This window comes from Flagellimonas myxillae (genome assembly GCF_023502235.1).
In the GTDB taxonomy this organism is placed as follows: Bacteria; Bacteroidota; Bacteroidia; order Flavobacteriales; family Flavobacteriaceae; genus Flagellimonas; species Flagellimonas myxillae.
The window spans coordinates 1,375,387-1,395,103 of record NZ_JAMFLY010000001.1 but is presented as its reverse complement, the minus strand read 5'-3'; the positions used below and the strand labels follow the sequence as shown (position 1 = coordinate 1,395,103).

Sequence of the window (19,717 nt, the reverse complement as noted above, 5' to 3'; positions counted from 1 at the left end):
ACCTCTATTTGAAGAAGGAGTCCATACCCGGTATATTGGGCATGCCTTCCTTGGCAACTGCTGCCAACTCGGTTTCGTTTATCTGGGTGGCCTTTTCAATGGCCTTGTTCAAAGTCAGAACCAGATAATCTTCCAACTGTTCTTTATCCTGAAGCAGGCTATCGTCAATTTCAATGGATTTAATTTCCCTATTTGCCGTAATAGTAACTTTGACTAACCCATCAGCGGATTGTTCATCAATCAAGACGGTGTTAAGGCGTTCTTTGGTCTGTTTTACTTTTTCTTGGGCTTCCTTTAGTTTGCCCATCATTCCCATAATATCTCCAAACATGGTGTAGTATCGTGTTTTATCCATCCAAAATTAATAATTTGGGGCAACTTGACATTATGAAACCAACCGCCCACATTCCATTTTGTTTTTTGATAAGTCTTATTTTTGCAGCCGCTTGTAAAAATGAAAACAGTCAGCACATGAGTACTACTCCCCCTTTGGCAAAAAAGAGTCCCAAACAACTTGAAAAACATGGGGATATCAGGATAGATGATTACTATTGGATGAACGATAGGGAGGATCAGGAAGTATTGGACTATCTCAATGCGGAGAACCACTATTATGCTGAAATGACCAAGCATACCAAAGATTTCCAGAAGGAGCTTTTTCAAGAAATGAAATCCCGCATCAAGGAAGACGATAACTCCGTTCCCTATAAATACAATGGATATTGGTACATAACCCGTTACGAAAAGGGAGGCGAGTATCCCATTTACCTTAGGAAAAAGGAAAGCTTGGAAGCCCAGGACGAGTTGTTGTTCGATTGCAACGAAATGGCCAAGGAGCATGAATTTTTCAATCTACGCGGCGTATCCGTTAGCCCGGACAATAACTTGGCTTCCTTTGCGACAGACACGGTTTCCAGACGGCAATACACCATTCAAATAAAGGATTTGGGTACGGGAAAAGTGTTCGAGGATACCATAGAAAACACCACCGGTAGTTCTGTTTGGGCCAACGACGGGGAGACCTTGTTCTATGCCAAAAAAGACCCTGTGACCCTTCGGGCCGATAAGATTTATAGGCACAAGTTGGGTACACCTGCCTCAGAGGACGTCTTGGTCTTTCATGAAAAAGACTCTACCTACAACACCTTTGTTTACAAGACCAAATCCAAGAAGTATTTGGTGATTGGTTCGGTTAGTACCCTTACTTCCGAATATCAGATTTTGGATGCCGACAAACCCGAGGGCGAATTTTCCATTTTTTCACCCCGGGAAAAGGGAGTGGAGTATTCCATTTCCCACTACAATGGTAACTTTTTCGTTTTAACCAACAAGGACAAGGCTACCAACTTTAAGTTAATGCAGGCCAATGATGTCCAAACCACATCAGAACACTGGAAAGAATTTATACCGCATAGAGAGGAAGTATTATTGGAGGATATTGAAATCTTCAAGGATCACTATGTGTTGGCTGAGAGGGAAAATGGGTTGAATCGACTTGAGGTTGTCCGATGGGATGGAGCGGATTCCTACTATCTGCCATTTGAAAGTGAAACTTATGTTGCCGGAGCATCCGTTAATGTGGATTTTAATACCAACACCTTCCGTTATTATTACAACGAAATGGGCGCGCCCTATGCCATTATTGATTTTGACATGGATACCAAGTCCAAAACTATTTTGAAGGAATTGGAAGTTCTTGGCGGCAAATTTGACAAAAACAATTACAGGACAAAACGAGTTTGGGCCACGGCCAGGGACGGGGTAAAGGTGCCTATTTCCATGGTGTACCACAAAGATGTAAAGTTCGACGGCAAAAGTCCCCTGCTACAATATGCTTATGGCTCCTACGGTAGCACAATAGACCCTTATTTTTCATCCATCCGATTAAGTTTGCTGGACCGCGGATTTATTTATGCCATTGCCCATGTCCGGGGAGGTGAATACTTAGGACGCAAATGGTACGAGGATGGAAAATTGCTGCATAAGAAGAACACTTTTACCGATTTTGTGGATTGTTCCAAATTCTTGGTAGATCAAAATTATACCAGCCCTGAACACTTGTATGCAAGCGGAGGTTCTGCCGGAGGATTGCTCATGGGAGCGATCATTAATCTGGAACCCGAATTGTACAATGGGGTAATCGCTGCGGTTCCTTTTGTGGATGTTGTAACGACTATGTTGGACGATTCCATTCCACTAACCACAAGCGAGTATGACGAATGGGGCAACCCCAATGAAAAGGAGTTCTACGATTATATGAAATCCTATTCCCCCTATGATAATGTGGAGCCCGTATCTTATCCCAATCTATATGTTTCCACAGGACTGCATGATTCCCAGGTTCAATATTGGGAGCCTGCCAAATGGGTGGCGAAGTTGCGGGAATTGAAGACAGGGGATAATCTGCTCTTTTTGGACACCAATATGGATGCCGGTCATGGCGGGGCCTCCGGCCGATTTGAATCCTTGAAGGAAACCGCCAAGGAGTATACTTTTATCCTGGATTTGGAAGGAAAGCTCTAGCCAATTCAGGAAAACGTTTTACAGATATCACAATCCGGCTAAAAAACAAAGATGATTGTGGGGATTATTCCACGTATCATTTCTTATTTTAGAAGCAGCGATTCACGCAGTATCTCAAAACCAACCAAAAATGAAAAATAACCTCATTGCGGTGATGTGCCTTATGGTAACATGGACCGCCTTCACGCAATCCCCAAACGATTGGGAAAATCCTTTGGTGACGAGCATCAACAAGTTACCAGCACGTGCCACCTCAATTTCTTTTACCGATGAGGCCATGGCTTTGAAGGGAGACCGAAAGGCCACCCCAAGATATCAAAGCCTTAACGGAACATGGAAATTTAATTTTACACCAACAGTGGATGCGGGTGCCACCTTTAATGGATTCCATCAACCTGAATTTGATGTGTCTGGTTGGGATGGTATTCCAGTTCCAGCCAATTGGGAGTTGCATGGCTACGGACAAGCTATTTATACCAATGTCACCTATCCCTTTGTACCTGTTGATCCTCCAAATGTTCCAAAGGATGATAGCCCTGTTGGCTTTTATAGAACCAATTTTTCAATACCTGCCAATTGGGGGGATAGTAAGGTGATCATTCATTTTGGTGGGGTTACATCTGCATTTTATCTGTGGATCAATGGACAAAAGGTTGGATATAGTCAGGGGAGTAGGCTACCGGCCGAATTTGACATCACGGAATATTTGCAAGAAGGTGAAAATGTTTTGGCGGCCCAGGTATTTAGATGGAGCGATGGATCTTATTTGGAGGACCAAGATCATTGGCGCCTCAGTGGTATCCATCGAGATGTTTATCTCGAGGCATTGCCAAAGTCACACATCTACGATTTTTTCGTTCGGGCATCTTTAGATGAGACCTATAAAAATGGAACATTAAGTGTTCGACCCAAACTTGAGGTGGAAAAAGGTGCCGATGTATCCGGTTGGGAATTGTCCATGCAATTGTTTGATGCAAATTCAAGCCCGGTATTTGACCAAGCGGTTGGTAGACCGGTTACCGAACTTTTAAGGGAATGGTATCCACAACGGGCCACCAAAGATTTTGCTTTTTTGAATGCTTCGGTGGAGAATCCGTTGAAATGGTCAGCGGAACATCCCAATTTGTACACCTTGGTCTTATATTTAAGGGATGCCCAAGGGGAAATTGTGGAAACCCGGAGTACCAAAGTAGGATTCAGGGCCATCGAAATAAGGGATGGGGAATTTTTTGTGAACGGACAACCCGTTTTGTTGTATGGAGTAAATAGGCATGATCACAGCCAACATACCGGGAAGGTGGTTTCCGAGGAAATCATGAGAAAAGATGCCTTGCTGATGAAACAATTCAATTTTAACGCAGTTCGGACCTCCCATTATCCCAACAATCCGTTTTGGTACGAACTATGTGACGAATACGGATTGTACGTCATTGATGAAACCAATTTGGAAACCCATGGTATCACCGGAATCTTGACCAACAATCCTGACTGGGCCCATGCACATGTAGATCGTGCTATTCGCATGGTGGAACGGGACAAAAACCACCCCTCCATTGTTTTTTGGTCTTTAGGAAATGAGAGTGGAATGGGACCCAACCATTCGGCAATGTCGGGATGGATAAAAGATTACGACCCAACACGGTTTATTCATTATGAGGGAGCCCAATATCGAAGTTGGGACAGCGGACTTACGGATCCACCCTATGTGGATGTAAGAAGCCGCATGTACAATCCGGTGGAGTATATGATAGATTTGGCCAATACGCCCAACGATAACCGTGCAGTAATCTATTGTGAATATGCCCATGCCATGGGAAATTCACTGGGTAATTTTACGGAGTTCTGGGACGCCATTAAGGCGAATAAGAGGTTTATCGGGGCTTTCATATGGGATTGGACCGATGGGGCGATTGTCAAAAAAATGGAAAATGGTAAGGAAATGTGGGCCTACGGTGGGGATTATGGGGAACCCATCCATAGTGGAAATTTCAACAACAATGGCGTAATTAGCCCGGACCAAACCCCAAAACCAGCGACATGGGAGGCCAAAAAAGTGCAGCAACCCGTTGAGATTATTGGTGAAGACCTCGAAAACGGGGTATTTCAGCTTACCAACGGACACCATTTCTCCTCGCTGTCCCAGTACAATGGCTATTGGAAATTGGAGGCTGACGGTGAAACCGTTCAAGAAGGTACATTTCAAGTCCCTGATATCAAACCGCAAGAAAAGGGGGTTGTTCAAATCAATTTTAAACAACCTAAGGTAAAACCAGGGGTTGGGTACTACATTACCCTCAGCTTGCGCACGAATAACGATTTTAATTGGGCAAAAGCGGGGCACGAGACTTCTTGGGAACAGTTTGAGCTACCTTTTTATGAGGTTGCACAAGAGGAAAAAATAAAAAATATCCAGGATTTGGTAACCGAGGAGACCAGTGAAGGGATTAAAGTGACCACCAAGACCGCTGTGGTTAAGTTCGACAAGGGTACCGGGAACCTGACATCTGTTAGCCTTAGGGGCAAGGAAATGTTGAAAGGCCCGTTGACGCCCAATTTTTGGAGGCCTCCCACGGATAATGATGTAGGATCACGGATGCCAAAACGCCAAGGGTATTGGAAGGGAGCTGTTAAAAACAGTAAGCTTACCAGCTTTGGAATTGTCCATGAGGATGAAAAGAGTATTGTGGTGGAATCTGTATTTGAGCTTCCAGAGATGGAAGGTACAGAAGGTTCTTCAAGAGTTATTATGACGCATACAGTGTTCGGAAACGGGGAAATCGCGGTAGATAGCCAGTTTATTCCCACCGGGGAACTCCCCAATCTACCCAGATTTGGGGTGCAGGTTCTTTTGGACGAGGATTTTGACAACATGCAATGGCTTGGCCGTGGCCCCCATGAAAATTATGTGGACAGAAACACCTCTACTTCTTATGGATTGTATCAAAAATCAGTAAAAAAAGACTTTTTCCACTATGTAAGACCACAGGAGAGCAACAATTATACAGGAGTAAATTGGGCTTCCTTTGCCGATAATTCCGGTAGGGGGATAGAAATTTTGGGAAATGAACCCCTAAGTTTAAGTGCTTGGCCCTATACTATGGAGGATCTTTCCGATCCACGGGGACATATTGTTGAGTTGCCAGAAAGGGACATTATCACCCTAAATTTAGATTATAGGCAAATGGGAGTTGGGGGAGACGACAGTTGGACCCTGAACGCCAGACCTCATGAGGAATTCAGACTGCCATCCAAAGCATATGGGTATAGTTTTGTGATACGCCCGGTGCTTTCTAAATCGAAGAAAATAAATCACAGTTTACCTCCAATTACGGAGACAAAGGAGAAATACAATAAAAGTATGCCCCGGGATTAACCCGAACATAGATTTAGTGCCATATAACACAGCTTAAAATAAAAAATACTATTTTTGTCGCGGATAAATTGTTGGCTTGCCAACGTTTGCCCCTTACCTAATCCCAGTTATGAAAAAACAGATAAGTGCTAGTAGCAGTATTCTTGATTTAATTGGAAATACCCCCCTTGTTAAGCTAAACAAAATTGCAGAACCCCTTACCGGAAACTTCTATGCCAAGGTAGAGGCGTTTAATCCTGGCCATTCTTCTAAGGATAGGATTGCGGCTTATATCATTAACGAAGCGGAACGAAAGGGAATTCTGAAACCAGGAAGCACGATTATTGAAACTACATCGGGCAATACCGGATTCAGTTTGGCCATGGTGAGCATCGTTAAAGGCTACAAATGTGTTTTGGCCGTGAGTTCCAAATCTTCGCCGGATAAGATAGACATGCTTAGGTCTATGGGGGCGAAAGTATATGTATGCCCTGCACACGTTAGTGCTGACGATCCAAGGTCTTATTACGAGGTGGCCAAACGCTTGCACAGCGAGACCAAGAATTCCATCTACATCAATCAGTACTTTAATGAACTGAATATAGAAGCCCATTATAATACTACAGGACCTGAAATCTGGAACCAAACCAATGGGGCCATTACGCATTTAGTGGCCTGCAGCGGAACAGGAGGAACCATTTCCGGGATTTCAAGATATTTAAAGGAGCAAAACCCGGACATTAGAGTCCTAGGTGTGGATGCATACGGTTCAGTTCTGAAAAAATTCCATGAAACCGGCGAGTTCGACCATAATGAGGTATATCCTTATCGAATTGAAGGTTTGGGAAAAAATCTTATCCCTGCTGCTACGGATTTCAACTGTATAGACCGATATATTAAGGTTACCGATGGAGAAAGCGCCCATATGGCGAGAAAAATTGCTCATTCAGAAGGAATGTTCGTGGGATACACCAGTGGTGCTGCCATGCAGGCCTTGTATCAATTGAACACCGAAGGGGAATTTTCCGAAAATAGCAACGTGGTGGTTATTTTCCCTGACCATGGCTCACGATATATGAGTAAGGTGTACAGCAACGAATGGATGGAGAACCAAGGTTTTTTCGACATTCAGAACGCAGAGACACCTGAAAAAGTGGAGTACATCAAGTAAGACCAACTTATTTATAAAGAACTGAACGGCAATGGTTTACATTGCCGTTTTTTTATGTGCCCAATTCATTGTGAAGGCTTGCCAAAAATATATATTTTTGCAGTTGAAATAATTTTAAGGTAGATGAGAGATTTATTTGACAGGATCATTGAGAATAAAGGGCCGTTGGGAAAATGGGCATCGCAGGCGGAAGGGTATTTTGTATTCCCTAAATTGGAAGGACCCATCTCCAACAGGATGAAGTTCCAAGGAAAAGATGTGATTACTTGGAGTATCAATGATTATTTGGGGTTAGCGAACCTACCTGAGATTAGAAAGGTGGACGGTGACGCGGCTTATGAACACGGATCTGCGTATCCCATGGGTGCACGTATGATGAGTGGGCATACCGATTACCATGAGCAGTTGGAGCAGGAATTGGCCGCCTTTGTGAATAAAGAAGCATCTTATCTTTTAAATTTTGGTTACCAAGGGTTTATGTCCGTTATAGACGCTTTGGTCGCCAAGGATGATATCATCGTTTACGATGTGGATTGTCACGCCTGTATTATAGATGGTGTGCGCTTGCATATGGGCAAACGCTTCACCTTTAAGCACAATGATGCAGGAAGTCTGGAGAAAAACTTGGAGCGTGCCACCAAATTAGCATCCGAAACCGGAGGAGGTATTTTGGTAATTTCCGAAGGGGTTTTTGGAATGCGGGGTGAGCAAGGAATCTTGAAGGAAATAGTTGCGCTTAAGAAAAAATTTAAGTTCCGACTGTTGGTGGACGACGCCCACGGCTTTGGAACACTTGGAAAAACAGGTGCTGGAGCAGGAGAGGAGCAAGGAGTTCAGGATGAGATTGATGTATATTTGGCCACCTTTGCCAAATCTATGGCCGGTATTGGAGCCTTTGTCGCCGCCGATAAGGAAATTATAGAATATCTAAAATACAATTTGCGTTCACAGATGTTTGCCAAATCACTTCCCATGGTATATGTGAAAGGCGCCTTAAAACGTTTGGACATGCTTCGAACCAGACCGGAACTGAAGGCCAAACTATGGGAGAACGTAAATGCACTTCAAAACGGACTTAAAGAACGCGGATTTGATATCGGAACCACTTCAAGCTGTGTAACCCCGGTTTATCTTAATGGAAGTATCCCCGAAGCCATGGCCTTGGTAAAAGACCTTAGGGAGAACTATGGAATCTTCTGTTCCATCGTTGTATATCCTGTGATACCCAAAGGGTTGATTCTGTTGCGATTGATTCCAACGGCAACCCATACCTTAGAAGACATTAAGGAAACCTTGGATGCTTTTTCAGGAATCAGGGAGCGTCTACAGAATGGTACCTACAAGAGGTTATCTGCAGCTGTTGCAGCCGCAATGGGAGAGTAAGAGGGCTTGATCCTTTTTGGATTAGGACACTATCCAACATTTCCAAGGGCAATATAGACCCCTAGGGTTAGCAATACCAAAATTATACTGAAGGTTTTGGCATATTTCCATTGCTTCAAATCCACGGCACCGACATCGGTAATACGGAAATCGTTGGTTCTTGGGTACATGGAAGAAACGAGCAGCATTACTGCAATGTTGAGTACAAATTCGATTCCCCAAAGGTGTACATAATGTAGGTCTACTTGGAGAACAAAGTTGGTGATGATGTAAAAGGCCAAGCCAAAAAACAGCCCGGCTTTGGCGCCAATGGCAGAAACCCTTGGCAAGAAAAATCCTGCTAGTATTACCGTGGCCATTGGAATAAAGAAAATACCATTTAATTGCTGTAGCAACTGATAAAGCCCACGCGGTGCATGGGCCACAAATGGCGCAATACCGATGGCAAAAAATGCCAATAGCGCAGAGGTAGATTTACCAATCCTGACCAAAAGCTTTTCACCAGCTTTTTTGTTTATATACCTTTTGTAGATGCCCAAACTAAAAATTGTGGCCGCGCTATTTAGGGCACTGTTGAAGGTACTTAGGATGGCACCCATCAAAACGGCTACGAAAAAACCGGTCATCCAAAAAGGCAACACTTTCTTTACCAGACTGGGATAGACCAATTCTTTTTTATCAAAAAAGTCCTCGTTAAAATAATAGTATGCAATGATTCCCGGTAATACGATAATGATCGGAATCAAAATCTTTAGTAAGCCAGTATATAGCAGTCCTTTTTGGGCCTCTTTTAAGCTTACGGCACCCAACGCCCTTTGGATGATGGACTGGTGCATGGTCCAAAAATAAAGTTGGTTGATGATCAAGCCGGTGAATAAAACCCCAAATGGCATAATGGCATCCCTTGCGCCGGGTCCAACGGAGTTTTCATCACTGATCACATTAAATTTTTCCGGTACCTTGTCGTAAACCGTTTGGAGCCCATCAAGGATATGCCCATCCCCAATTTGCCATAATGCCAACACGGGTATGGATATTCCGGCCAACAATAGCCCAAATCCATTGATGGTATCTGTATATACCACCATTTTAAGACCACCAAAAATGGCATAGATTGCGCCAACGCTCCCTACTACGACCACAGTAAGCCAAAGTCCGGTATTTTGTTCGATGCCCAACAAGGTTGAAATATCAAATATCTGCTCAATACTTACCGCTCCTGAGTAGAGCACAATGGGTAGCAAGGTGGAAACAAAGGAAACTATGAGTAAAAAAGCAATTATGGTCCTTGTAAGGCCATCAAAACGTTTTTCCAGGAATTCTGGGATGGTGGTCAGTCCCATTTTTAGATATCGGGGAGCAAAATAGAGGGCCGCTGCTATTAGCGCTAGGGCCGAGGTGACTTCCCAAGCCACAATGATTGCCCCATGTTTATAGGCATCCCCATTCATGCCCACCAAATGCTCGGTAGAAATATTGGTAAGCAGCAGTGAACCCGCAATAACAATACCTGTTAAGCTACGTCCACCAAGAAAATAACCATCTTGGGTGGATAATCGATCATTCCTTAATTTCCAACTGGAATACAACGCAACGAATGCGGTAAAGACAAAGAAACTTATAAACTGTACCATCTACTAAAACCGGATAGTATCTGGTAAATATTTAGCTGCTAGATCTTCGTAGTAGGGTTTCAACTCTATTACATTCGGTCTTTTGGGAGCCTTGGTGTATAAATCGTATGGATTGAACTTATTTACCCATTCAAACATTTTATGGTCGTGTTTGTCCATTAAATGATCATAGGCACGTTCCCTATGCTGGGCGTAAAAACTGTGATAACGAATAATGTACAATCCTTCTTCGGGTAGATGGTCTTTCATCACGTGGTACAGGTACTCGTCGTGTCCCCAGGACATGTGTACATTCCGAAGCCCACAATTCTCGGTATACACCCCAAGTTTGGTGTTAAATCTTTCGTCGGTGCTATCTGAATTGGCCTCAAAGAATTCTGGATAGACAATTTTGTCCGAAAATTGGCAACCAACAGGATAGGTATCACCTACTACCGCCCATTGTGGCTCTCCAAACAGGCAGAGCACCTTGCCCAGGTCGTGAAGAAAACCGGTCAATACAAACCAATCTGGATGTCCATCGGCCCTTATGGCCTCAGAAGTTTGGAGCAAGTGTTGGGTTTGGTCTAAATCGATATCCGGATCGGAATCATCAACCAAGGTGTTCAAAAACTCCACGGCATCCCATAGGCCCATAGCTTTTCTATCCAATTTCAGAAACTCCTTTTCTTTTTGAAGCACAAAATCGTAAGTCTGGTGTTTGTGATTCTGTCTGTAGAATTCCCGGACGGTATCCCTTGCAGGATTGTCGTAGTTTCGAAACTCTTCTTTGGACTTTTTACCATTTTCAGGATAACGTTCCAATAAATTGTCTTCCCAAAGTTCCATCATGTCATGGGCTTCTTTCTTCTGATCGGAGCTTAATCTCATCGTGTATAGGATTGTTAGGTGTATCGTAAAGATATGAATATTGCACTATTCAGCGCAAACAGCTTCAATCTTGGATAAAATCCGTTAGTACTTCCAACAGTCCATCTGCAAGGGGCAAATCCGGATTGCTGTAGGTCATGAGGTTTTGCATTTTGTTGGAACTCGCGGGTTTTAGGACATGGTTCATTTCTTGAATCAAGACCTTTTGGGCATTGGGAAATGCCTCGTGGAGTTTTTCGGCATCGGTTTCGCTCACCTGCATATCCGTTGTTCCTTGTACAATAAGCACTGGGCAGTTCAGTTTTGCAATTTCATTTTGAGGGTTATATCGGAACCAAGAAATCATATAGGGTTGCACGCTGGATCGGAACAACATGGACAGCATCTGAGGAACTTCTTGCACGGATTTGCCGTTTTCCAGTGAATCCAAAATAGGATTTGCCATTTCAAGAATTGCAGGAGGTTGCTCTTTAAGCTGTGTGCGAATTAATTCTCCGGCTGGAATGCCGGGGCCGGCTACGGAAACAAATCGATTGGCATTGACTTCTTTGGAAGCTATCATGCCAATTAAGGAACCTTCGCTATGGCCCAAAATGGTCAACTTACCGAATCTGCCATCTTTTTGGAGCCATTTGGCCCAAGCAACCGCATCGTTTACATAGTGCTCAAATCGCAATTCGGATTCGGCCATTCCTGCCGTGGTACTTTCACCGATTCCCCTTTTGTCATAACGCAGGGTGGCTATCTTATTTTGATAGAGACCTTCCGCCAATAGTTTGAGGGAATTGTTCACTCCGTTGGGGAAATTCCCATTTCTATCCGTAGGGCCAGAGCCCGCAATGATTAAAACAACTTCGGGATTTTCAATGCCTTGCGGAATCAGCAAACTTCCCTGGATATCACCGGATTCCGTTGGCAACACAGCAGGTTCCTGTCGCAATTGTCCGAAAAGGCCCATGGTAGGTGCCAAAAGGAGGATCGTAAATAAAAGAAACCTGACTGACATAAGGGATGATGTGGTGTCCTCTTATTTGAGAGACTTCCTATAGGTTCTCCTACGTTTGTGTGTCACCGGGTCGAAATGCTTCCACATTTGACGAATGGCAACATTTTCTTCGAGCTCGGGTGTTCGGATACAGTTGACCACCCCGCGCTTTTTAAAGGTTTTGTAATATTCATTAAATATAATGGCCGTTACTCCCTTGTTCTGGAAATCAGGACGGATACCAATTAAATAGAAAATCACATCCTTGCTATGCTTTTTAGCCTTCAATAAATGAAAAACGCCTGTTGGTAGCAGTTTCCCGTTTGCCTTTTGCAGTGCTTGTGAAAAAGAAGGCATCACAATGGCAAAAGCAATCAACTGGTCATCGGAATCCACAATAAACTTGATGTATTCAGGATTTATGAAACTGATATACTTCTTTTTAAAGTATTCCTTCTGCACATCGGTAATTTTTACGAAGGAAGCCAGACTGGAATAGCTGTTGTTGAATAGGTCGAACATTTTATCTACCCAGGGCATTATTTCCTTACTGCTTGTAAAGTTGAGCTCTTGCAGCCCGTACCTTTTTTTTATGAGCAGATTCGCCTTTTCAAATATTTTCGGGTCGGCGTTTGCAAATAGGAACTTGTTCTCTAGATACTCCTTTTCTTTGACAAACCCGTGTTTTTCGTAATGTTTCTGATAATAGGGATGGTTGTACCAGGTGATCATGGTCCCAATATGGTCAAAACCGTCGATGAGAACCCCAACCTTATCCAAATTGGAAAAACCCACGGGGCCTTCCATATAATCCAGCTTATGCTGATGCCCTATTTCCGCTACTTTTTCTAGCAAAGCCGATGACACCTCTAGATCATCCACAAAATCGAACCATCCAAAGCGCATTTTCCAGAGTTTTTGCTCCTTTACTTCCAGCCAGTTGACAATGGCGGCCACCCTCCCAACCAACTCACCATCCTTATACGCGAGAAAATAAGAAGCTTGTGCATTGTGGAAAACCGGATTTTTATCCGAATTAAAGGTCTCCATTTCATCTTTGATGATAGGAGGGACCCAATATGGGGAGTCTTTATAAAGTGTAAATGGGAATTTTACAAACTTCTTTAGATCAGCCCTGGATTGTACTTGTTTTACCTTGACCATAACATAGTAGTTTCATAGGTCAATAATAGGAATAATCTTGCAGAAGAAAAATGATATCCTTAAAACTTAGAAGTCAAGTTTGTCTTTCTTTCGTTTTTTCTTTTTCCGACTTTTCTTTGCCGTACTTTTTTTGATTTTCCCATTCTGTCCGCTTTTTTGGCTGCTTATGGGAACCAATTTGTCTTTATGGAAATCCAGACGGTAGGAAAAGCCAAGAACCGTAAAGATTCTGGAAGGGTCGTTTTTGAACCCTGAACCTAGGTGAAAATCGGCCTGAAAGTTCGGACTGATCAAATAGGCCACCCCAGTCCTTAGTAGGATATCGGAATAGCGGTCCCCACTAAATCCTTGCCCTTCCAGGAAAACACTCCATTTGGGGTCCCGGAACGAATGTGTAACGGACATGGCATAGCTCCATTGGGGGAAGTCCGTCCCTATCCGATCGTAAGCCACGTTCGAAATCAAGACAAACCTTGGGGAAAGCCTACTCTGTGTGGCAACCCCAACTCTGGGTGTGACCGTTCCGTCACCAGGATAAAATGGATTTTCGCCCAAAGTAAAAGTGGCTCCAGCATAGACAGAAACGGCAGGAATCAGATTTTTTAACTGGAAGACGTTGTTGGCCCTCCAACTGTATAGGTTGGGCTTGTTTTTTTCAGGATCCTTGAAGGGATCGAAAACCAAAAACTTCAGCCCTAATCGATTTCGAGAAAAATCGGTACGCCTCTCCGATGTTCCCAAATCCACGAAAGTGATGTTCTGCGAGATAAAGGATCCTTCGTAAACCAATTCCAAAGTTTCAAAAAGTAATCCGTATCTAAGGGCAATATCACTTCCAAAAATATTGGAATCGGAATTTAACGAGGCATCGTCCTGTTGCTCGTATAAAAGTCCCATTTCCAATTGTACCACATTTCTTCCCACAGCAAAAGCACTTACTGCGCGCCCGGGCCTATTGGAGTTAATCACATCCGTGTATTGGGCTGATGCAAAAACAGGAATCAAACAAAAAAGAAAAAGGGTCTTTTTAAAAGAGAGGGAATCCATATAACCGATTTTAATACTATTTTATGAAACTTTAAGTGCGTTTACGATACTTACAATGTAATTTTGATCCAATAGCGATTGTTATATGGTTTTATTACAAACGATTTTACTGGTTGTATTAGTATACTATGCTATCAAATTACTGCTAAGATGGCTCGCCCCCAGATTGTTCAACTATGCAATTCGGAAAACCGAGGAGCGTTTTGGGCAACAATTTGGTACCTATCAAGATTTTAGTGACCCAAAGGAAAAGGAAGGGGAAACATCCATTTTAAAGAAACCCAACCCAAAATCCAATCCCTCAAAAAAAGTTGGAGAATACATAGATTTTGAAGAAATTGACTAATATTTGTCTTTTCAAAATCATTCCATGAATCTTTCTGTCAAAGCACTAAGTACCCATCTTTGTGTCATAGGTTTCTTTATACTGGCCTCTTTGGTTTATTTCTATCCAGTATTGCAAGGAAAGGCCATTTTCCAGTCAGACATTGCACAGTATAGTGGAATGGCCAAGGAGCGAAACGATTACAAGGAGGTGACCGGAGTGGAATCCTATTGGACCAATAGCGCTTTTGGCGGCATGCCCACCTATCAGTTGGGTGCAAATTATCCACACGATTATATCAAAAAATTGGATAGGCTGATACGGTTTTTACCACGACCGGCCGATTATCTTTTCCTCTATCTTCTCGGATTTTACATTTTGATGCTTTGTTTAAAAGTGGAATACAGATTGGCTATTTTGGGAGCGCTGGCCTTCGGCTTTTCTACCTATTTGATAATTATTCTTGGGGTGGGACATAATGCGAAAGCCCATGCCTTAGGATATATTCCCATGGTTTTAGGGGGAATAGTACTCGTGTTTCGTAAAAAATATTTGCTCGGTTTTATTTTAACGGCCTTGGCCATGGCCTTGGAGATAAATGCCAACCACTATCAAATGACCTACTATTTTATGCTTTTGGTCTTGATTTTGGGCTTGGTTCAATTGATCTATGCGATCAAGGACAAAAAACTGAAACATTTCTTTGTATCCGTTGGAATATTGGTGGGCGCAGTGCTGCTGTCCATCGCTACAAACACGACAAGTTTGTTGGCCACCAAGGAATATGCCGATTGGAGTACCAGGGGAAAATCCGAACTGACCATTAACCCGGACGGGAGTGCTAAAGAGGTGACCACCGGGCTGGACAGGGATTATATTACCTATTACAGTTATGGCATTACCGAATCGCTGGACCTATTTGTTCCAAGAATGTTCGGGGGTTCTGGAAAGGAGGACCTCGGTGCCAATTCAAAGGTGTATGAATATTTGACCGGACAGGGACTTTCTCCAAGTAGGGCACTGGAGGTTTCCGGGCTTTATTTGTACTGGGGGCCACATCCTGCCTCAGGACCTGCAGCCCCGGCCTATGTTGGCGCGGTGGTACTGTTTCTTTTTGTATTGGGGCTGTTCTTGGCTTCCAAGAAAAAGAAATACTGGTTACTTGCCGGAGCCATTTTGTCCCTTTTGTTATCCTGGGGCAAGAATTTCCCTGCCTTGACCAATTTCATGATCGACTATTTCCCTTTATATAACAAGTTTAGGGCGGTGTCCAGCATCCAAGTGGTATTGGAGCTCTGTGTTCCGGTTTTGGGCATATTGGGAGTAATGGCACTTTTTAAATCCAATCACACGGCAAAACAAAAACTCAGGGCCCTTAAACTTAGTACGCTGATAACTGTGGGATTAGCGGTTTCTATTTTTGTGCTCACTGGGTTTCTTTCTTTTGAGGGCGCTAATGATGATACCTATCGTCAGTTTTTTGGTGATCCTTTATTGGATATTCTGCGAAGCGATCGCAAAGCGGTCTACATCAACGACACCATTCGTTCCCTGGTTTATGTATTGCTTGCAGCTACCGTATTGTGGTTCTTTATCAAAGATAAACTTGGTAAAAATGCGATGTCCTTGATTTTGGGGGCATTGATTTTGTTTGATTTGGTAGGGGTGGACCTGAGGTATGTGAATGAAGAAGATTTTGTAAGACAACGTCAGGTGAACACACCGTTTCAGGCAAGCCAGATTGATCAGATGATCCAGCAGGATGATTCTATTTATAGGGTATTTGACCCGCAGGAGGGGTTGAACGGTGCGCGGACCTCGTATTTTCACAAGTCTATTGGAGGATACCATGCCGCCAAACCCAGGCAGCTTCAAGACTTATTCGAACACCATCTGTATAAAAACAATCTAGAGGTGCTCAACATGCTGAATGTTAAATATATCATCCAACAAGATGAAGAAGGCAACAGTTTTCCGGCCATCAATGATAACGCCAATGGAAATGCCTGGTTTGTTGAAAGACTGAACACCGTGGATTCTGCCAATAGGGAGATTCAGGCGCTTGCAGGTATTGATTCCAAGACGGAGGGTGTCGTCAATACTGCCCAAAATCCAACAGTGACCAAGCTGACTTTTGAACGGGATTCCTTGGCGTCTATTTCGCTTGTGGACCATCGTCCAGATTACGTCAAATACGAAAGTTCCAATATTCATGACGGCTTTGCCGTTTTCTCGGAAATGCATTATCCCAAAGGATGGAATTCCTTTATTGACGGAAAACCAGAACCTCATTACAAGGTCAACTACGCCCTAAGAGGAATGAAGGTGCCGGCCGGAGAGCATACCATCGAATTCAAGTTTGAGCCTGAAGTGGTGCAGACCGGAAGCCAGATTGCCCTATTCAGCAATATTCTTTTGGGCTTGATCATTATTGGAGGGATTGGATTCTCACTTCGACCCAAAAAATCCAAGAAAGACTGATGCGAAAGGTTTTGGTCATAGCGTATTATTGGCCACCTGCAGGTGGGCCAGGAGTACAGCGATGGCTGAAGTTTGTAAAATATTTTGGTGATTTTGGGGTAGAGCCTGTAGTCTACATCCCAGAAAATCCGCATTATCCCCTTAGGGATGAAAATCTGGTCGGAGAGGTTCCCAAAGGTGTACAAATTTTAAGGTATCCCATCAAAGAACCTTACGCTTGGGCATCCCTATTGTCCAAAAAGAAGACCAAAACTATAAGTTCGGGGATCATTAAAGAGAAAAAGCCATCCTTGGTGGAGAAAACCTTGTTATGGGTGCGGGGCAATTGGTTTATTCCCGATGCGAGGGTTTTATGGGTGAAACCTTCCATAGAATTTTTGTCCAGTTTTGTTCAAAAAGAAGGCATAGAAACGGTTATTACCACAGGACCCCCTCACAGTCTGCATTTGATTGGGCAGGGTTTAAAGAAAGAAATCGACCTACAATGGATTGCCGATTTCAGGGACCCCTGGACGACTATTGGATATCACAAAAAGCTTCGATTGTCCAAGCGCTCCCAACAAAAACATATGGCCCTGGAAAAACAGGTGTTGAACACGGCAGATAAAATTGTGGTGACCAGTAAAGCCACCCGTTTGGAGTTTGAGGCTCTAACCGACCGCCCCATCAAGGTGATCACAAACGGATTTGATGAATCGTTAAGCCCAAAGGAATTGGATAACAAGTTCACCATTTCGCATTTGGGTTCGCTACTAACAGGTAGAAATCCGGTGGTACTTTGGCAGGTACTGCAGGAATTGGTTGCCGAAAACCCCAAATTTGCAAAACAATTAAGAATCCAATTGGCTGGAGTAGTGGGTGAAGAGGTTTGGGAATCCTTGAGCCAGTTTGGGCTAGAAACTTTTACCACCAAACTAGGTTATCTACCCCACGATCAAGTGGTTGATGTACAGCAAAAATCCCAAGTATTATTGATGTTGGAGATTGATGCCGAAGAAACCAAAGGTATTATCCCTGGAAAACTATTTGAATATTTGAATGCAGGTCGACCCATTTTAGCTTTGGGTCCAAGGGATTGGGAAGCAGGAAATATCGTTTTGGAAATGAAATCGGGGGCTTTCGTCGTTCATAAAAATGCCGCTGAACTAAAAGATGTACTTTTGGATTGGTTCGGAAAATATCAGCAAGGGGCATTGACCTCCAACGCTGAGGGACTGGAAAAATATCACCGTAAGGAACTGACCAAGGAGCTGGTAAATTTCATTTGATGGGAATTGTTTTAAAACAGACGGCACAAAACACCATTGTAACCTTTATAGGGTTTGGATTCGGTGCCATAAATACCTTGTTCCTCTACACCAACATTCTGGAACCCACTTATTACGGATTGGTCACTTTTATCTTGGCAACGGGCGCCATTCTTATGCCCATGATGTCTTCGGGGGCACACAATTCCCTTGTCAAATATTACAGCGCCCAGCAAGAAGAGGAGAAGCATGGCTTTTTGACGTTGATTCTGCTGATTCCCTTATTGGTCATAGTGCCGCTGACCATTCTTCTTTGGCTGTTTTACGAGCCAATTGGAGAATTCCTTTCCGTACAAAATGCATTGGTAAAAGACTATTTGTGGTATTTGTTTTTGGTAGGGTTGTCCTTGGCATACTTTGAGGTGTTTTATGCTTGGGCCAAGGTACATCTAAAGTCGGTCTTTGGGAATTTTTTAAAGGAAGTATTTGCCAGGGTGTGTGTGAGTGTGCTGTTGTTGCTCTTGTATTACGAAGTAATCTCACTGGAGTTTTTTTTCCAGGCTTTGGTAGGCGTTTATCTCCTAAGAACAATCTTGATGAAGCTATATGCCTATGCCGTGCATCGACCTGTTCTCAACTTTACTTTTCCGAAAGATTCCAAGCAAATTGTGGGTTATGGGTTATTGATGGTACTCGGAGGTTCCGTTGCGCTAATTCTTTTAGAGATTGACAAGGTGATGATCAATCAGTTTAAGTCACTGGACAACGTGGCTTATTATGGAGTGGCCATCTACATTGCGACCAGCATTATAGTACCTACCCGGGCCATGCACCAGATTACCTATCCGATGACCGCAAACTATTTGAATGCGGGTAATTCATTTGAGTTGGAAAACCTTTATAAGAAGACCTCGCTCACGTCCTTTATTGCCTCTGGACTGTTGTTTGTACTCATCATACTCAACCTGGATGACCTTCATATACTGATTCCGGAAGCATATCGAGATGGGTTTTACATAATTTTCCTTATTGGACTGGCCAAGGTATTTGATTCCATGTTGGGTAATATCAATGCCATCTTGTGGTATTCAAAATACTATAAATGGGTATTGGCACTTGGCATCTGTGTTGCCGTGCTCACTATCCTTCTTAATTTATGGTTGATTCCAATATATGGGATTGAAGGAGCTGCGGTAGCGAGTTTTATTTCCATACTGCTTTATAATTTATCCAAACTCATTTTTGTGAAACTCAAATTTGGAATGCTACCGGTTACAAATGCGACCTTCAAAGTATTTGCAACGCTGTTGTTGATAGCAGCTTTGTTTGCCATGCTTCAGTTTCCCTTCCATCCTTTGTTGAATATTGGCTTAAAGTCCATACTGGTTGTTGCCATGTATCTGGGGATTCTTTACCGCTTTGAAATCTCTGAAGATGTTTCAGGGGTTTTGTCCAAATGGTTGAAGAAAAGGGTAGAACGGTAATAAAAAGAACCCCGTAGCGGATAAATCCAACCACGGGGTAAACAACTAACC

The 19,717-nt window shown here is 43.2% G+C and carries 14 protein-coding genes; 8 read left to right on the top strand and 6 right to left on the bottom strand.

Going from position 1 to position 19,717, the window contains the following annotated elements; genetic code table 11:
- Positions 1–4: 4 nt before the first annotated feature.
- Positions 5–331, bottom strand: a complete 327-nt coding sequence (locus M3P07_RS06415; protein ID WP_249969449.1) for a YbaB/EbfC family nucleoid-associated protein — start codon at positions 329–331, stop codon at positions 5–7.
- 140 nt (positions 332–471) lie between these two features.
- On the opposite strand from M3P07_RS06415, the gene M3P07_RS06410 reads away from it, so the two are divergent.
- The 4 genes from M3P07_RS06410 (at position 472) to M3P07_RS06395 (ending at position 8,429) form a co-directional block, all read left to right on the top strand.
- Positions 472–2,523, top strand: coding sequence for a S9 family peptidase (locus tag M3P07_RS06410; protein ID WP_249969070.1), 2,052 nt, complete (start codon positions 472–474; stop codon positions 2,521–2,523).
- 130 nt (positions 2,524–2,653) lie between these two features.
- Complete coding sequence (gene lacZ, locus M3P07_RS06405; protein ID WP_249969069.1) at positions 2,654–5,896, top strand: beta-galactosidase, LacZ type; 3,243 nt, start codon at positions 2,654–2,656, stop codon at positions 5,894–5,896.
- A 109-nt stretch (positions 5,897–6,005) separates the two neighbouring features.
- Positions 6,006–7,046: a cysteate synthase gene (locus tag M3P07_RS06400; protein ID WP_249969068.1), complete on the top strand. Its 1,041-nt coding sequence runs from the start codon at positions 6,006–6,008 to the stop codon at positions 7,044–7,046.
- A gap of 123 nt (positions 7,047–7,169) precedes the next feature.
- Positions 7,170–8,429, top strand: a complete 1,260-nt coding sequence (locus M3P07_RS06395) for a cysteate-C-fatty acyltransferase (RefSeq protein WP_249969067.1) — start codon at positions 7,170–7,172, stop codon at positions 8,427–8,429.
- A gap of 29 nt (positions 8,430–8,458) precedes the next feature.
- On the opposite strand, the gene M3P07_RS06390 is transcribed toward M3P07_RS06395, so the two are convergent.
- The 5 genes from M3P07_RS06390 to M3P07_RS06370 all read right to left on the bottom strand — a co-directional run bounded on the left by M3P07_RS06390 (position 8,459) and on the right by M3P07_RS06370 (position 14,129).
- A complete protein-coding gene (locus M3P07_RS06390) occupies positions 8,459–10,063 on the bottom strand; it encodes a solute:sodium symporter family transporter (protein WP_249969066.1) in 1,605 nt (534 codons plus the stop codon).
- A gap of 3 nt (positions 10,064–10,066) precedes the next feature.
- On the bottom strand, positions 10,067–10,933 hold the full coding sequence (locus M3P07_RS06385; protein ID WP_249969065.1) for an inositol oxygenase: 867 nt from the start codon (positions 10,931–10,933) through the stop codon (positions 10,067–10,069).
- 64 nt (positions 10,934–10,997) lie between these two features.
- Entirely contained in the window at positions 10,998–11,939 is a 942-nt protein-coding gene (locus M3P07_RS06380) for an alpha/beta hydrolase (protein ID WP_249969064.1), read from the bottom strand.
- Positions 11,940–11,960: 21 nt separating this feature from the next.
- Positions 11,961–13,082 (bottom strand): GTP cyclohydrolase, encoded by a 1,122-nt coding sequence (locus tag M3P07_RS06375; RefSeq protein ID WP_249969063.1) that lies wholly within the window; start codon positions 13,080–13,082, stop codon positions 11,961–11,963.
- Positions 13,083–13,148: 66 nt separating this feature from the next.
- Positions 13,149–14,129, bottom strand: coding sequence for a transporter (locus tag M3P07_RS06370; protein WP_249969062.1), 981 nt, complete (start codon positions 14,127–14,129; stop codon positions 13,149–13,151).
- Positions 14,130–14,214: 85 nt separating this feature from the next.
- Here M3P07_RS06370 and M3P07_RS06365 point away from each other — a divergent pair, with 85 nt between their 5' ends.
- Genes M3P07_RS06365 through M3P07_RS06350 form a run of 4 tightly spaced genes read left to right on the top strand, consistent with a single transcriptional unit; the run spans position 14,215 to position 19,666 of the window.
- Positions 14,215–14,475 carry a DUF4834 family protein gene (locus tag M3P07_RS06365; RefSeq protein ID WP_249969061.1) on the top strand — a complete coding sequence of 87 codons (261 nt, stop codon included), beginning with the start codon at positions 14,215–14,217 and terminating at the stop codon, positions 14,473–14,475.
- Between the two features lie 24 nt (positions 14,476–14,499).
- A complete protein-coding gene (locus M3P07_RS06360) occupies positions 14,500–16,935 on the top strand; it encodes a YfhO family protein (protein WP_249969060.1) in 2,436 nt (811 codons plus the stop codon).
- Entirely contained in the window at positions 16,935–18,203 is a 1,269-nt protein-coding gene (locus M3P07_RS06355) for a glycosyltransferase family 4 protein (RefSeq protein WP_249969059.1), read from the top strand. The genes M3P07_RS06360 and M3P07_RS06355 overlap by 1 nt, the downstream gene beginning before the upstream one ends.
- Positions 18,203–19,666, top strand: a complete 1,464-nt coding sequence (locus M3P07_RS06350) for a lipopolysaccharide biosynthesis protein (protein WP_249969058.1) — start codon at positions 18,203–18,205, stop codon at positions 19,664–19,666. The genes M3P07_RS06355 and M3P07_RS06350 overlap by 1 nt, the downstream gene beginning before the upstream one ends.
- Positions 19,667–19,717: the final 51 nt, after the last annotated feature.

Excerpts from the sequence above, each read along its gene's own strand:
- M3P07_RS06415 (WP_249969449.1), bottom strand. The coding sequence starts at position 331 with ATGTTTGGAGATATTATGGGAATGATGGGCAAACTAAAGGAAGCCCAA.
- M3P07_RS06410 (WP_249969070.1), top strand. The coding sequence starts at position 472 with ATGAGTACTACTCCCCCTTTGGCAAAAAAGAGTCCCAAACAACTTGAA.
- lacZ (WP_249969069.1), top strand. The coding sequence starts at position 2,654 with ATGAAAAATAACCTCATTGCGGTGATGTGCCTTATGGTAACATGGACC.
- M3P07_RS06400 (WP_249969068.1), top strand. The coding sequence starts at position 6,006 with ATGAAAAAACAGATAAGTGCTAGTAGCAGTATTCTTGATTTAATTGGA.
- M3P07_RS06395 (WP_249969067.1), top strand. The coding sequence starts at position 7,170 with ATGAGAGATTTATTTGACAGGATCATTGAGAATAAAGGGCCGTTGGGA.
- M3P07_RS06390 (WP_249969066.1), bottom strand. The coding sequence starts at position 10,063 with ATGGTACAGTTTATAAGTTTCTTTGTCTTTACCGCATTCGTTGCGTTG.
- M3P07_RS06385 (WP_249969065.1), bottom strand. The coding sequence starts at position 10,933 with ATGAGATTAAGCTCCGATCAGAAGAAAGAAGCCCATGACATGATGGAA.
- M3P07_RS06380 (WP_249969064.1), bottom strand. The coding sequence starts at position 11,939 with ATGTCAGTCAGGTTTCTTTTATTTACGATCCTCCTTTTGGCACCTACC.
- M3P07_RS06375 (WP_249969063.1), bottom strand. The coding sequence starts at position 13,082 with ATGGTCAAGGTAAAACAAGTACAATCCAGGGCTGATCTAAAGAAGTTT.
- M3P07_RS06370 (WP_249969062.1), bottom strand. The coding sequence starts at position 14,129 with ATGGATTCCCTCTCTTTTAAAAAGACCCTTTTTCTTTTTTGTTTGATT.
- M3P07_RS06365 (WP_249969061.1), top strand. The coding sequence starts at position 14,215 with ATGGTTTTATTACAAACGATTTTACTGGTTGTATTAGTATACTATGCT.
- M3P07_RS06360 (WP_249969060.1), top strand. The coding sequence starts at position 14,500 with ATGAATCTTTCTGTCAAAGCACTAAGTACCCATCTTTGTGTCATAGGT.
- M3P07_RS06355 (WP_249969059.1), top strand. The coding sequence starts at position 16,935 with ATGCGAAAGGTTTTGGTCATAGCGTATTATTGGCCACCTGCAGGTGGG.
- M3P07_RS06350 (WP_249969058.1), top strand. The coding sequence starts at position 18,203 with ATGGGAATTGTTTTAAAACAGACGGCACAAAACACCATTGTAACCTTT.